The 12,876-nt window shown below is 74.7% G+C and carries 13 protein-coding genes; 9 read left to right on the forward strand and 4 right to left on the reverse strand.

Going from position 1 to position 12,876, the window contains the following annotated elements:
- Positions 1-93 precede the first annotated feature (93 nt).
- Genes glgX through ACYU8I_RS15840 form a run of 4 tightly spaced genes read right to left on the reverse strand, consistent with a single transcriptional unit; the run spans position 94 to position 4,614 of the window.
- Positions 94-2,232 (reverse strand): glycogen debranching protein GlgX, encoded by a 2,139-nt coding sequence (gene glgX / locus ACYU8I_RS15825; RefSeq protein ID WP_460842631.1) that lies wholly within the window; start codon positions 2,230-2,232, stop codon positions 94-96.
- A gap of 41 nt (positions 2,233-2,273) precedes the next feature.
- The gene (locus ACYU8I_RS15830) at positions 2,274-3,170 is read right to left on the reverse strand and encodes a 5-oxoprolinase subunit C family protein (protein WP_460842633.1); all 897 of its coding nucleotides are present in this window, start codon (positions 3,168-3,170) and stop codon (positions 2,274-2,276) included.
- Complete coding sequence (locus ACYU8I_RS15835) at positions 3,167-3,787, reverse strand: 5-oxoprolinase subunit B family protein (RefSeq protein ID WP_460842635.1); 621 nt, start codon at positions 3,785-3,787, stop codon at positions 3,167-3,169. The genes ACYU8I_RS15830 and ACYU8I_RS15835 overlap by 4 nt, the downstream gene beginning before the upstream one ends.
- Complete coding sequence (locus ACYU8I_RS15840; protein ID WP_460842637.1) at positions 3,784-4,614, reverse strand: LamB/YcsF family protein; 831 nt, start codon at positions 4,612-4,614, stop codon at positions 3,784-3,786. Before ACYU8I_RS15840 ends, ACYU8I_RS15835 begins: the two co-directional genes overlap by 4 nt.
- A gap of 81 nt (positions 4,615-4,695) precedes the next feature.
- On the opposite strand from ACYU8I_RS15840, the gene ACYU8I_RS15845 reads away from it, so the two are divergent.
- The 9 genes from ACYU8I_RS15845 to ACYU8I_RS15885 all read left to right on the forward strand — a co-directional run bounded on the left by ACYU8I_RS15845 (position 4,696) and on the right by ACYU8I_RS15885 (position 12,845).
- A complete protein-coding gene (locus ACYU8I_RS15845; RefSeq protein ID WP_460842639.1) occupies positions 4,696-5,499 on the forward strand; it encodes an enoyl-CoA hydratase/isomerase family protein in 804 nt (267 codons plus the stop codon).
- Between the two features lie 51 nt (positions 5,500-5,550).
- Positions 5,551-5,913, forward strand: a complete 363-nt coding sequence (locus ACYU8I_RS15850) for a hypothetical protein (protein WP_460842641.1) — start codon at positions 5,551-5,553, stop codon at positions 5,911-5,913.
- A gap of 179 nt (positions 5,914-6,092) precedes the next feature.
- Positions 6,093-6,884, forward strand: a complete 792-nt coding sequence (locus ACYU8I_RS15855) for an electron transfer flavoprotein subunit beta/FixA family protein (RefSeq protein ID WP_460842643.1) — start codon at positions 6,093-6,095, stop codon at positions 6,882-6,884.
- Between the two features lie 26 nt (positions 6,885-6,910).
- Positions 6,911-7,873, forward strand: coding sequence for an electron transfer flavoprotein subunit alpha/FixB family protein (locus ACYU8I_RS15860; RefSeq protein WP_460842645.1), 963 nt, complete (start codon positions 6,911-6,913; stop codon positions 7,871-7,873).
- Between the two features lie 91 nt (positions 7,874-7,964).
- Entirely contained in the window at positions 7,965-8,924 is a 960-nt protein-coding gene (locus ACYU8I_RS15865; RefSeq protein WP_460842647.1) for an endonuclease/exonuclease/phosphatase family protein, read from the forward strand.
- The gene (locus ACYU8I_RS15870) at positions 8,921-10,120 is read left to right on the forward strand and encodes a cysteine desulfurase family protein (protein ID WP_460842648.1); all 1,200 of its coding nucleotides are present in this window, start codon (positions 8,921-8,923) and stop codon (positions 10,118-10,120) included. The genes ACYU8I_RS15865 and ACYU8I_RS15870 overlap by 4 nt, the downstream gene beginning before the upstream one ends.
- A 16-nt stretch (positions 10,121-10,136) precedes the next feature.
- A complete protein-coding gene (mnmA, locus tag ACYU8I_RS15875; protein ID WP_460842650.1) occupies positions 10,137-11,249 on the forward strand; it encodes a tRNA 2-thiouridine(34) synthase MnmA in 1,113 nt (370 codons plus the stop codon).
- A complete protein-coding gene (locus tag ACYU8I_RS15880; RefSeq protein WP_460842652.1) occupies positions 11,246-12,235 on the forward strand; it encodes a uroporphyrinogen decarboxylase/cobalamine-independent methonine synthase family protein in 990 nt (329 codons plus the stop codon). The genes mnmA and ACYU8I_RS15880 overlap by 4 nt, the downstream gene beginning before the upstream one ends.
- Positions 12,236-12,305: 70 nt before the next feature.
- Positions 12,306-12,845 carry a type 1 glutamine amidotransferase domain-containing protein gene (locus ACYU8I_RS15885; protein ID WP_460842654.1) on the forward strand — a complete coding sequence of 180 codons (540 nt, stop codon included), beginning with the start codon at positions 12,306-12,308 and terminating at the stop codon, positions 12,843-12,845.
- Positions 12,846-12,876 lie beyond the last annotated feature (31 nt).

Here is a 12,876-nt window from a genome sequence, read left to right on the forward strand (position 1 = left end):
TTCGGTCGGAGGTTGGTGTGGTAACCCCTCCGTACCGAAGGTCCTCGCTATTCGTCTACGCCTCGGCGTTCACAACCTGCCGGGGAACTACAGCTAGGCCTCCTGCAGCAGCACCAGCGAGCGGGCGGCGACGACGAGGTCCTCGCCGGCGACGACCGTGAGGTCGACGGGCACGTCGGGGTCGGTGGAGAGCACCACCGCACCGTGGTGCACCCACTGGTTCTCGGGCAGCGACACGGTGCGCTCCTCGGGCGAGGCGTTGAGCCACAGCAGGAACGAGCTGTCGCGCAGCTGCTCGCCGCGTGGCCCGGGGGAGCGCAGCGGGTCGCCCGAGACGAACATGCCCAGCACGTGCAGGCGCGGGTCCTGCCAGTCGTCGGGGGTCATCTCGCGGCCGTCGGGGTGGATCCAGGCGAGGTCCTTGGGGCCGCCGGACACGGTCGGACGGCCCTCGAACCAGTGCCGCTGCCGCAGCGCCTCGTGCCCCTTGCGCAGCCGCAGCGCGGCCCGGGTGATCTCGTAGACGTCGAGCCAGGCGTCCTCGGCGCGCCAGTCGACCCAGGAGGTCTCGTTGTCCTGGCAGTAGGCGTTGTTGTTGCCGCCCTGGGTGCGGCCGCGCTCGTCGCCGGCGGTGATCATCGGCACGCCGGCCGACAGGCACAGCGTGACCATGAGGTTGGCGGCCTGGCGGCGGCGCAGGGCGGTGATGTCGGGGTCGTCGGTCTCGCCCTCGATGCCGCAGTTCCACGAGCGGTTGTCGTCGCTGCCGTCGCGGTTGCCCTCGCCGTTGGCCTCGTTGTGCTTGCGGTCGTAGGACACGAGGTCGCGGACGGTGAAGCCGTCGTGCGCGGTGACGAAGTTGACCGAGGCGTACGGCGAGCGTCCGTCGTCGAGGTAGAGGTCGCTGGAGCCGGCGAGCCGGGTCGCGACGGTGCGCACCCCGTCGGTGGCGGCGCGCCAGAAGTCGCGCAGGGTGTCGCGGTACTGGTCGTTCCACTCCACGAACGGTGCCGGGAACTCGCCCACCCGGTAGCCGTCGCCCGAGACGTCCCACGGCTCCGCGACGAGCTTGACGTGCCGCAGCACGGGGTCCTGGGTGACGCAGGTGAGGAACTTGCCGGCCATGTCGACGCGGTGGCCCTCGTCGGCGCCCGCGCGGGCGAGCGCGGAGGCGAGGTCGAAGCGGAAGCCGTCGACGTGCATCTCGGTCACCCAGTAGCGCAGCGAGTCGAGCACCAGCCGCAGCGAGGCGGGGTCGTCGGTGCTGACGGTGTTGCCGCAGCCGGTGACGTCCCAGTAGGTGTCGGGCTCGCGGCGGTCCTCCGGCCGCAGCGACGTACGACGGTAGGCGCCGAGGTCGTCGAGGCCGCGCAGCGAGTACGTCGGCCCGTCGCTGCCCGCCTCGCCGGTGTGGTTGTAGACGACGTCGAGCAGCACCTCGATGCCGGCGGCGTGGAAGCTCTTCACCATCTGCTTGAACTCGGTGACCTGCTGGCCGCGGTCGCCCGAGGCGCTGTAGGCCGCGTGGGGGGCGAAGAAGCCGACTGAGTTGTAGCCCCAGTAGTTGGCCAGCCCGTGGGGGGCGAGGTGCGGCTCGGAGACGAACTGGTGCACCGGCAGCAGCTCGACGGCCGTGATGCCGAGGTCGGTGAGGTAGTCGGTCACGACGTGGTGGCCGAGGCCGGCGTAGGTGCCGCGCAGCTCCTCGGGGATGCGGTCGTGCAGCTGCGTGAAGCCCTTGACGTGCAGCTCGTAGATGGCCGTGTCGCGCCAGCGGTAGCCGTGCTTGACGTCGCCCGACCAGTCGAAGTCGTCGTGCACGAGCACGCTGCGGCCGACGTGGGGCGCGGAGTCGCGCTCGTCGGTCGCGTGCTGCGCGGCGTGGGTCTCGAACCCACCGCTGACGGCACGGGCGTAGGGGTCGAGCAGCAGCTTGGACGGGTTGAACCGCAGCCCCTGGTCGGGCGACCACGGGCCGTCGGCGCGGAAGCCGTAGCGCTGGCCGGGCGCGAGGCCGGGCACGGCACCGTGCCAGATGCCCAGGCTGTGCTCGCGCAGCTCGACCCGGGTCTCGACGTCGGACTCGTCGAACAGGCACAGCCACAGCCTGGTCGCCCGGGGCGAGTGCACCGCGAAGTTGGTCGACTCCGCCGACCAGGTGGCCCCGAGGGGCCAGTTGCGTCCGGGCCACAAGGGCACGGTGGCGTCGGTCGGCCGCTCTGCTCGGGTCACGTGGCCGATTATCCGGGCACGAGGTGGTCCGTGTCCCGGGGTCACGGCAGGCGGGGTCCGTCGACGAGCCGGAACCGCACCGTCTGCCCGGGTGCCGCCTGCGCGGCCAGCGGGAGGTCGTCGGTGACGACGACGGCGACGACCGGGTAGCCGCCGGTGACGGGGTGGTCGCGCAGGAACAGCACGGGCAGGCCGTTGGCCGCCACCTGCACGGCACCCGCCACGGTGCCCTCGCTGGGCAGCTCGGTGCCGGCGCGGTCGGGCCGCCGCTCGAGGGGCGGGCCCTCGAGGCGCACCCCGACCCGGTTGCTGCGCGAGTCGACCGCTCGCCCCGTCCGCAGCGACGCGACCGACGCCTCGGTGAACCAGTCGTCGCGGGGCCCGGGCACGGCGCGCAGCACCAGCGGGCCGGCCTCGGGCGTCGCGAGCGGCGCCTGGTCGAGGGGCGGCACGTCGCGACCGGGCCGGGGCCCGGTGGGCAGCTCGTCGCCCGCCGCGAGCGGCCGGCCGAGACCGGAGAGGACGTCGGTGCTCCGCGACCCGAGCACCGGCGCGACCTCGAACCCGCCCCGGACCGCGAGCCAGCTGCGGAGGCCGGCGTGCGGGGGCCGCACCTCGACGCTCGCGCCGTCGGGCACGCGTACGGCGCACCCGGCGCCGTGCGCGCGACGACCGTCCGCGGTCGTGACCACGAGGGTGACCGGGGCGCCGGCGGCGGCGACCACCTGGTCGCCGCGGGCCCGCAGCACCAGCCCTCCCAGGGTGACCTCGAGGCCCGCCGCGTCGTCGTCGTTGCCGACGAGGCGGTTGGCCAGGCCCAGCGCAGCCGGGTCGAGGGCGCCGGACTCGGGCACGCCGAGGTCGGCGCGACCCGGACGCCCGAGGTCCTGCACCAGGCTGAGCGCCCCGGGCGACTCGACCACCAGGTGACCCGTCACGTGGCCTCCTCGAAGCGGACCCGGGTGCCCGGGACGAGCAGCGCGGGCGGGTCGCGGTCGGCGTCCCACAGCACGGCGTCGGTGCGGCCCAGCAGCTGCCACCCCCCGGGGGACTCGCGCGGGTAGACGCCCGAGAACTCGCCCGCCAGGCCCACCGCGCCGGCCGGCACCCGCGTGCGCGACTCGGGGCGCCGCGGCACCGCGAGGCTGCCCCCGGGGCGCTCGGGCACCAGGTAGCCGAAGCCGGGGGCGAAGCCGGTGAACGCCACCCGCCAGGTCGTCGCGAGGTGGCGCCGCACGACCTCGGTGGGGTCGCAGCCCAGGTGCTCGGCGACGTCGGCGAGGTCCTCGCCGTCGTACGTCACCGCGACCACCACCTCGCCCTCGTGGTCGGCGGCCGACCCCGGCAGGTCCAGGCCGTCGACGGTCGCGGCGACGCGCTCCACGGCGGCGCGGTCGCGGCAGCGCAGCAGCAGGCTGCGGGCGCCCGGCACGACGTCCACCAGGCCGGGGAGGTCGTCGTGGGCGTCGCGCACGGCGGCGTGCAGCCGCAGCACCGTGTCGAGGTCGTCGAGGTCGACCAGGGCCGCCGCGTCGCCGCAGGCGCGCCACCTCACGGCGGGGCCTGCACGAAGGGCCGCGGTCGGACGCCGGCCGCCTCGAGCCGCCGACGCACGGCTCGGGCCATCTCGACCGCGCCGGGGGAGTCGCCGTGCACGCACACCGAGTCGGCCTCGACGGCGACGTCGTGGCCGTCGACCGAGGTGACCACGCCCTCGGCCACCAGACGCAGCACGCGCTCGGCGACCGCCTCGGGGTCGTGCAGCACCGCACCGGGCTCGCGTCTGCTCACCAGGGTGCCCTCGGCGGTGTAGGCGCGGTCGGCGAACGCCTCCCGGTGCGCGGTGAGCCCCGCCTCGCCCGCCCGACGCAGCCAGGCCGACCCCGGCAGGCCCAGCACCGGGAGCGGGGCCCCGGTCCCAGCGGCGTACGACGCGACGGCCTCGACGACGGCGGCGGCCTGCTCCTCGTGGTGCACGATCGCGTTGTAGAGCGCGCCGTGGGGCTTGACGTAGCGCACCGACGACCCGGCCACGCGCGCCAGCCCGTCGAGCGCGCCGAGCTGGTAGAGCACGTCGGCCACCAGGTCGTCGGGGTCGACGTCGACGAAGCGGCGGCCGAAGCCGGGCAGGTCGCGGTAGCCGACCTGGGCCCCGATGACGACGCCGTGGTCGACGGCCCAGGCGCACGACTCGCGCAGCGTGCGCGGATCGCCGGCGTGGAAGCCGCAGGCGATGTTGGCGCTGGTGACGATGCCGAGCATCGCCTCGTCGTCCCCCAGCCGCCAGGTGCCGAAGCTCTCGCCGAGGTCGCTGTTGAGGTCGATGGTCGCCTCGGACGCCGACGACTCCTCGGTCGCGGTCGCGGGTGCGTGCTGGGTCATGCAGCCTGACGATAGGCACCGTCCGGCCATCCGGCGTCGGCCCGGGCCGGTGCCGACCGGGCCAGCACTAGCATCCGTGCCATGAGCAGCGACGCCTCCCCGACCCCTGCCGCCCTGGTCCGCCTCGAGGTCACCGACGGGGTCGCCACCCTCCGGCTCGACCGTCCGCCGATGAACGCCCTGAGCGTCCAGGTGCAGGAGGAGATCCGCGCGGCCGCCGCCGAGGCGACCGAGCGCGACGACGTCCGAGCCGTGGTGCTCTACGGCGGCGAGAAGCTCTTCGCGGCCGGCGCCGACGTCAAGGAGATGGCGACCATGTCGCACGCCGACATGGTCAAGCGGTCGGGGGCGCTGATGTCGTCGCTGACGGCGGTGGCGCGCATCCCGAAGCCCGTCGCCGCGGCCGTCACCGGCTACGCCCTGGGCGGTGGCTGCGAGCTCGCCCTGACCGCCGACGTCCGGATCGCGGCCGACGACGCGACGCTGGGCCAGCCCGAGATCCTGCTCGGCATCATCCCGGGTGCCGGCGGGACGCAGCGCCTCTCGCGCCTGGTCGGCCCGAGCAGGGCCAAGGACCTGATCTTCACCGGCCGCTTCGTCAAGGCCGACGAGGCGCTCGCCATCGGCCTGGTCGACCGCGTCGTGCCCGCCGACCAGGTGTACGCCGAGGCGGTGGCGTGGGCGCAGCAGTTCGCCGGCGGCGCGGCCCTGGCCCTGCGGGCCGCCAAGGAGGCCATCGACCGGGGTCTCGAGGTCGACCTCGAGACCGGGCTCGAGATCGAGCGGCAGCAGTTCGCGGCGCTCTTCGCCACCGAGGACCGCACCCTCGGCATGACGTCCTTCATCGAGAAGGGGCCGGGCAAGGCGACCTTCGTGGGACGCTGAGCCACCCATCCCGTCCTCTCCGAGACCACGACCGAGACACCAGGAGGCCTCGTGCCCAAGGCCCGCACCGACGAGACCAGCGCGACCAAGCGCCCCGGCCAGGACGCGCTGCGCCAGCGGCTGTCACAGGTGGTGCGGGCGGTCTTCGGCGTCCTCGCCGCGATCCTGGCGGTGGGGGCGCTGCTGGTGGTGCTGCGCGACAACGTCAACGAGCAGAACACCATCGTGCGCTTCGTGCTCGACGTCGCCGACGCCGTGGCGGGCCCCTTCGACCGCCGCGACGGGATCTTCGACTTCGGCGGAGACAACGCCGCGGCCAAGAACGCCCTCGTCAACTGGGGGATCGCGGCCGTGGTCTACCTCGTCATCGGTCGCGTGGTCGCCGGACTGGTGGCGCCCCGCGGCGCGAAGTAGGACCATGGCCGCCTGGCGTGCACCCGGTGTGTACGCCGCGTGTCACACGGTGTGACTCACCCTGTGACCCACCCCACCCGACGACGCTGTTCCGGCTCTGGTGACCCGCCGGTAACCTCGTCAGCACAAGCCCGACCCATCCGTTGGAGGAGGGGCCCCGCCAGGGGCCGCACACGCGCATGAAGATCATCGTCTGTGTCAAGTACGTGCCCGACGCGACCGCCGACCGGCAGTTCGAGTCCGACCACACCGTCGACCGCGTCGGCGTCCCCGGCCTGCTGTCCGAGCTCGACGAGTACGCCGTCGAGCAGGCGCTGCAGCTGAAGGAGAAGGCCGAGGGCGAGGACGTCGAGGTCGTCGCGCTCACCATCGGTCCGGAGGGTGCCGCGGAGGCCGTCAAGAAGGCGCTGCAGATGGGTGTCGACGCCGGCATCCACGTGACCGACGAGGCGATCGCGGGCTCCGACTACCTCGCGACCTCCGAGGTGCTGGCCGCTGCCGTGCGCAAGGTCGGTGACGCCGACCTCGTGATGTGCGGCATGGCCTCGACCGACGCCTCGGGCTCGGTGGTGCCGGCGATGCTGGCCGAGCGTCTCGACCTGCCCCAGGTGACCCTGGGCGCGGTCATCGAGCGCCAGGGCGACCAGGTCCGCATCAAGCGCGACGGCGACACGTCCACCGAGGTCATCGGCGCGACGCTGCCGATCGTGCTGAGCGTGACCGACCAGTCCGGCGAGGCCCGCTACCCCTCCTTCAAGGGGATCATGGCGGCGAAGAAGAAGCCGGTCGAGACGTGGTCGCTGTCCGACATCGGGGTCGAGGCCTCGCAGGTCGGCATCGACGCGGCGTGGACCCGGGTCAACGACACCGAGGCGCGCCCGCCCCGCACGGCCGGTGAGGTCGTGACCGACGAGGACGGTTCCGGCGCCAAGGCGCTGGTCGACTTCCTCGCCTCGAAGAAGTTCATCTGAGCAGCGGAACGGCTGGAGGAAGAGACATGTCCGAGGTTCTCGTGCTGGTCGACCACGTCGACGGCAAGGTCCGCAAGCCCACCTACGAGCTGCTGACGATCGCCGCCCGCCTGGGCGAGCCGTCTGCGGTGTTCATCGGCTCGGGCGACGCCGCCGCCGGTGTCGCCGAGGCGGTCGGCAAGTACGGCGCGCAGAAGGTCTACGCCGTCGACGACGCCGAGATCAAGGGCTACCTGGTGGCCCCCAAGGCCGAGGCGCTGCAGCAGCTGGTCGAGAGGACCAGCCCGGCCGCGGTGCTCGTGCCCTCGCACAGCGATGGCAAGGAGGTCGCGGCGCGGCTGGCCGTCAAGATCGGCGCCGGCCTCATCACCGACGCCGTCGACGTGCAGCCCGGCGACGGTGGTCCGGTGACCACGCAGTCGGTGTTCGCCGGCAACTTCACCGTGCAGTCGACCATCACCAACGGCACGCCCGTGATCACGGTCAAGCCCAACTCCGCCGCGCCCGAGGAGGCGCAGGGCGCCGCCGAGGTCGAGCAGGTCGCGGTGACGATCTCCGACTCGGCGAAGAAGGCCAAGATCTACGCCTCCGAGCAGCGCAAGGCCTCCGGCCGTCCCGAGCTGACCGAGGCCGCGATCGTGGTCTCCGGCGGCCGCGGCACCGGTGGCGACTTCTCCGAGGTCGAGGGCTTCGCCGACTCGCTCGGCGCCGCCGTGGGTGCTTCGCGCGCCGCGGTCGACTCGGGTTGGAAGCCGCACGCCTTCCAGGTCGGCCAGACCGGCAAGACCGTCTCGCCGCAGCTCTACGTCGCCAACGGCATCTCCGGTGCGATCCAGCACCGCGCCGGAATGCAGACGTCGAAGACCATCGTGGCGGTCAACAAGGACGAGGAGGCGCCGATCTTCGAGCTCGTCGACTTCGGCGTCGTCGGCGACCTGCACTCCGTGCTGCCCGCCGCCACCGAGGAGATCACCAAGCGCAAGGGCTGAGGCGCTGACCCGCCCCGAGCCGCACCAGCCGGCCAGGACCCGCACGCTCGTCGTCGCGGTCGTCCTGGCCGGCTCGCTGCTGTGGTGCCTGGTGCTGACGCTGCTGCGGTGGTGGGGACCCGACCAGCACCACGCCGTGCTGCTGGCCTCCTTCGCGTCGTACGCCGCCCCGGCGTACCTCCTGCTGGCGGTGGTGCTCGGCGTCGCCGCGGTGCGGGCCCGGCGTCGGGTGCTGCCGGCGGCGGGGCTCGTGCTGGCCCTGCTCGGCCTGGGCGTCCACGCGGCGTGGCTGGCGCCGGACCTCGTCTCGCAGCCGGCACCAGCCGGCGACGGGCTCGTCGTGGCGACCCTCAACCTGCGCTTCGGCGAGGCCGAGACCGGCGCCGTGGCCGCGTGGTTGCGCGAGCATGACGCCGACCTGGTGGTGCTGACCGAGGTCACCCCGGAGGCGCTCGCCGCGCTCGAGGCCGACCCACGGGTCGGACCGCCCGGCCGGGGCCCGTGGCCGCACCGCGCGGGCCGCGCGCGGCCGCAGGCAGCCGGGACCGTCGTGCTCTCGCGGCTCCGGCTGGGCGAGCAGCGGCCGCTACGGCTGGGCAACAGCGGGTGGCGGATGCGGGTCGAGCACACCGTGCCCCTCACGCTGACCGCGGCCCACACGGCGTACCCGCTGCAGGCGCTCGAACCGTGGCGCGGCGACCTGCGCCGGCTCGCCGACGACGCGTCGAGCGTCGACGGACCGCACCTCGTGGTCGGCGACCTCAACGCCACGCTCGACCACCGGGCGCTGCGCGAGGTGCTCGCGGCCCGACCCGACGGCCTCCGCGACGCGGCCGAGCAGGCGGGCTCGGGCTGGCAGCCGACCTGGCCGGCGCCCGGGGAGTCGACCGCCCTCGGGGCGCGGCTCCCGGTCGCGCTGCTCGCGCTCGACCACGTGCTGGTGTCACCCGGGATCGTGGCGAGCAGGACGACGACCCAGGCCGTCCCGGGCACCGACCACCTCGCGCTGGTGGCCCGGCTCGAGGTGGCGCGTACGCTGGTCCGGCGATGAGTGCCTACCTCGACCACGCGGCCGCGACGCCGCTGCTCCCCGAGGCCGCGGCGGCGCTGACCGCCGAGCTGGGCCGGGTGGGCAACGCGTCGTCGCTGCACGCCTCCGGCCGCGCCGCCCGCCGGGTGGTGGAGGAGTCGCGCGAGCGCATCGCCGGCGCGCTCGGGTGCCGGCCCGGCGAGGTGGTGCTGACCTCCGGCGGCACCGAGTCGGACAACCTCGCGGTCAAGGGCCTGTGGTGGTCCCGGCGCGCGGCCGACCCCCGCCGGGTGCGGGTGCTGAGCACGCCCGTCGAGCACCACGCCGTGCTCGACGCGCTGCACTGGCTGGGCACCCAGGGCGCCGAGGTCGAGCTGCTGCCCGTCGACGAGGTGGGCCGGCTCGAGGTCGACGCCCTGCGCGCGAGCCTCGAGCGCGACCCCGGCAGCGTCGCCCTGGTCAGCGTGATGTGGGCCAACAACGAGGTCGGCACGGTGCAGCCGATTGACGAGGTCGTCGCCCTCGCCTCGGCCCACGGGGTTCCGGTGCACTCCGACGCGGTGCAGGCGCTCGGCCAGCTGCCGCTCGACTTCGCCGCCAGCGGGGTCGACGCCGTGACCGTCACCAGCCACAAGGCGGGCGGGCCCCACGGCGTCGGTGCGCTGCTGCTGCGCCGCGAGGTCAGCCCGGCGCCGCTGCTGCACGGCGGCGGCCAGGAGCGCGACGTGCGCTCGGGCACCCTCGACGTGCCCGCCGTCGCGGGCTTCGCCGCCGCGTGCGAGGTCGCCGTACGCCGCCAGCCCGCGCTCGCCGAGCGCCTCGAGACGCTCGCCGGTCGGCTGCGGGCCGGGGTGCTCGACGTGGTGCCCGACGCCGTCGCGCACGGCGACCTGCGGCCCGGGCCGCGGCACCGGCTGCCCGGCAACGTGCACCTGTCGTTCCCCGACTGCGAGGGCGACTCGCTGCTCATGCTGCTCGACGCCCAGGGCATCGAGTGCTCGACCGGCTCCGCGTGCGACGCCGGCGTGCCGCAGGCCTCCCACGTCATGATGGCGATGGGCCACGACGAGCGCACCGCCCGGTCGTCGCTGCGCTTCTCGCTCGGCCACACCAGCACCCAGGCCGACGTCGACGCCGTGGTCGGCGCGATCGGCCCCGCCGTCGAGCGCGCCCGGAGGGCGTCGCTGTCGGTGCGGCCCACCAGGGCCGCCGGCTGATGCGGGTGCCGGTCCCATGAGGGTGCTCGCCGCCATGTCGGGCGGCGTCGACTCCGCGGTCGCAGCGGCCCGGGCACGCGATGCGGGCCACGACGTCACCGGCATCCACCTGGCGCTCTCGCGCAACCCGCAGAGCTACCGCACCGGCGCCCGCGGCTGCTGCACCGTCGAGGACAGCAGCGATGCCCGCCGCGCCGCCGACGTGCTCGACCTCCCCTTCTACGTCTGGGACCTCTCGGAGCGGTTCCACGCCGACGTCGTCGAGGACTTCCTCGACGAGTACGCCGCCGGGCGCACCCCGAACCCGTGCCTGCGCTGCAACGAGAAGATCAAGTTCGCCGCCGTCCTCGACCGGGCCCTGGCGCTGGGCTTCGACGCGGTCGTCACCGGCCACTACGCCGTGCGGCGCGAGACGTCCGCCGGTGTCGAGCTGCACCGCTCGGCCGACCTGGCCAAGGACCAGAGCTACGTGCTCGGGGTGCTCGACCAGGACCAGCTCGCCCACGCGCTCTTCCCGCTCGGCGGCACCCCCAAGCCCGAGGTGCGCGCGGAGGCTGCCGCCCGGGGGCTGCGGGTGCACGACAAGCCCGACAGCCACGACATCTGCTTCGTCGCCGACGGCGACACCGGCGGCTGGCTGGCCGAGAGGCTGGAGGAGCAGGGGCGGTCGGTGCGCACGAGCGGCGAGCTCGTCGACACCGCGGGGCAGGTGCTCGGCCACCACGAGGGCGCCTGGCGCTACACCGTCGGCCAGCGCCGCGGCCTGCGGATCGGCACGCCCGCCGCCGACGGGCGGCCGCGCTACGTGCTCGACATCGAGCCGGTCAGCGGCACCGTCACCGTCGGCGCCCGCGAGGAGCTGCGCGTCGACCACCTCGAGGCCGGTCGCGCCCGCTGGTGCACGGCCCCGCTCACGACGCCGCTGCACGCCACGGTGCAGCTCCGTGCCCACGGCGCGGAGCACCGCGCCGTCGTACGACCCGTCGGTGGCGGCCTCGAGGTCGACCTGCTCGACCCGGCCGAGGGCGTCGCGCCCGGGCAGGCGGTCGTGGTCTACGACGGCAGCCGCGTGGTCGGCTCGGCGACCATCGACCGCACCCGCGGGCCGCGGGACCGGGTCGCCTGGTGACCGCGCGCGCCACCGGTGTCGGCTCGGTGCCCGGCACCGACGTCGTCGAGGCCGTCCGGGTGGTGCTGGGCGAGCTGGGCGACCCGCCGGGCATCCCGCACCTGCCCGAGCTCCCCGAGCGGGGCGCCGGGGCCACCACCGTCGGCCGCACCGTCGGCCTCGTCGCCGACCTGGGCTTCGACCTCCAGCCGGCCGGCTGGCGGCTGACCGGCGGCGGCGCCACTGGGCTCGACCAGCGTCGCGCCCGCTCGCTGCTCGGCCAGGACCTCGACGCCCTCGAGGAGCAGGCCCAGGGCTACGCCGGCGAGCTCAAGGTGCAGGTCGCCGGGCCCTGGACCCTGGCGGCCGCCGTGGAGCGTCCGCGGGGCGACCGGCTGCTGGCCGACCACGGCGCCCGGCGCGACGTGGCCCAGGCCCTGGCCGCCGCCGTCGCCGACCACGTGGCCGAGGTCGCCCGACGCGTGCCCGGCGCCTCGGTCGTGCTGCAGGTCGACGAGCCCGCCCTGCCGGCGGTGCTGGCGGGCCGCATTCCCACGGCCTCCGGCTTCGGCAAGCACCGCACGGTGCACCCGCCCGACGCCTCCGAGGCGCTCGGCTGGGTGCTGGCGGCGGCCCGGCCCGCCGCCACCGTCGTGCACAGCTGCGCCGACCAGGTGCCGGTCGCGCTGCTGCGGGGCGCCGGTGCCGACAGCGTCTCGGTCGACCTCGCCGTGCTCGACCCCGCCGGGGTCGAGGGGGTCGCCGAGCTCCTCGACGACGGCGGTCGCGCCTTCCTCGGCGTCGTGGGTGGCGCGGGGACCCAGACGCCCACCACGCGCTCCGTGCTCGACCGGCTGCGCAGCTGGCTCGACATGCTCGGGCTCGACGCCGACGAGGTCGCCGACCAGCTCGTGCTGACCCCGGCGTGCGGCACCGTCGGCGCGTCAGCGGCGTACGCCCGTGACGTGCTGGGCCGGCTGCGGGAGGCGGCCGGCGAGCTCGGCTGACGGCCCGCATCGCGCCCAGGGCGCGGGGTACGCGGGGGAGGAACCGACGTCCCCACGAGAGGAGCAGGTCGTGCCCGATCTGACCGGCAAGAGGATCGCGATCATCGCCACCACGCACTTCGAGGAGGCGGAGCTGGTCACGCCGCGCGACGAGCTCGCCGCGGCAGGCGCGGAGGTGAAGGTCTACTCCCACGGCAGCGAGCCGATCCAGGCGGTGGAGGGCGACACCGAGCCCACCCAGAAGGTGCCGGTCGACGGCGTCTTCGCCGAGCTCGACGTCAGCACCGTCGACGCCGTGGTGGTGCCCGGCGGCACTGTCAACGCCGACACCATCCGCGTCGACGAGGACGCCCAGGAGATCGTGCGCCAGGTGCTCGAGCAGGAGAAGGTGCTCGCCGTCATCTGCCACGCGCCCTGGCTGCTGATCTCGGCCGGCGTCGCCGATGGCAAGCGCCTGACCAGCTACCACACGCTGTCGATCGACCTGCAGAACGCCGGCGCCGACTGGGTCGACGAGGAGGTCGTCGTCGACGGCACGCTCATCACCAGCCGCAACCCCGACGACCTGCCCGCCTTCGTCGAGGCCATCGGCGAGGCCCTGACCGCCTGACGTTTCTCGCTCGTCGAGACCACGACGCCCT

It is taken from the genome of Nocardioides marmoraquaticus, from assembly GCF_054777915.1.

Coding starts and splice junctions, on each gene's coding strand:
- mnmA (WP_460842650.1), top strand. CDS start 10,137: ATGAGGGTGCTCGCCGCCATGTCGGGCGGCGTCGACTCCGCGGTCGCA.
- ACYU8I_RS15860 (WP_460842645.1), top strand. CDS start 6,911: ATGTCCGAGGTTCTCGTGCTGGTCGACCACGTCGACGGCAAGGTCCGC.
- ACYU8I_RS15845 (WP_460842639.1), top strand. CDS start 4,696: ATGAGCAGCGACGCCTCCCCGACCCCTGCCGCCCTGGTCCGCCTCGAG.
- ACYU8I_RS15855 (WP_460842643.1), top strand. CDS start 6,093: ATGAAGATCATCGTCTGTGTCAAGTACGTGCCCGACGCGACCGCCGAC.
- ACYU8I_RS15840 (WP_460842637.1), bottom strand. CDS start 4,614: ATGACCCAGCACGCACCCGCGACCGCGACCGAGGAGTCGTCGGCGTCC.
- ACYU8I_RS15870 (WP_460842648.1), top strand. CDS start 8,921: ATGAGTGCCTACCTCGACCACGCGGCCGCGACGCCGCTGCTCCCCGAG.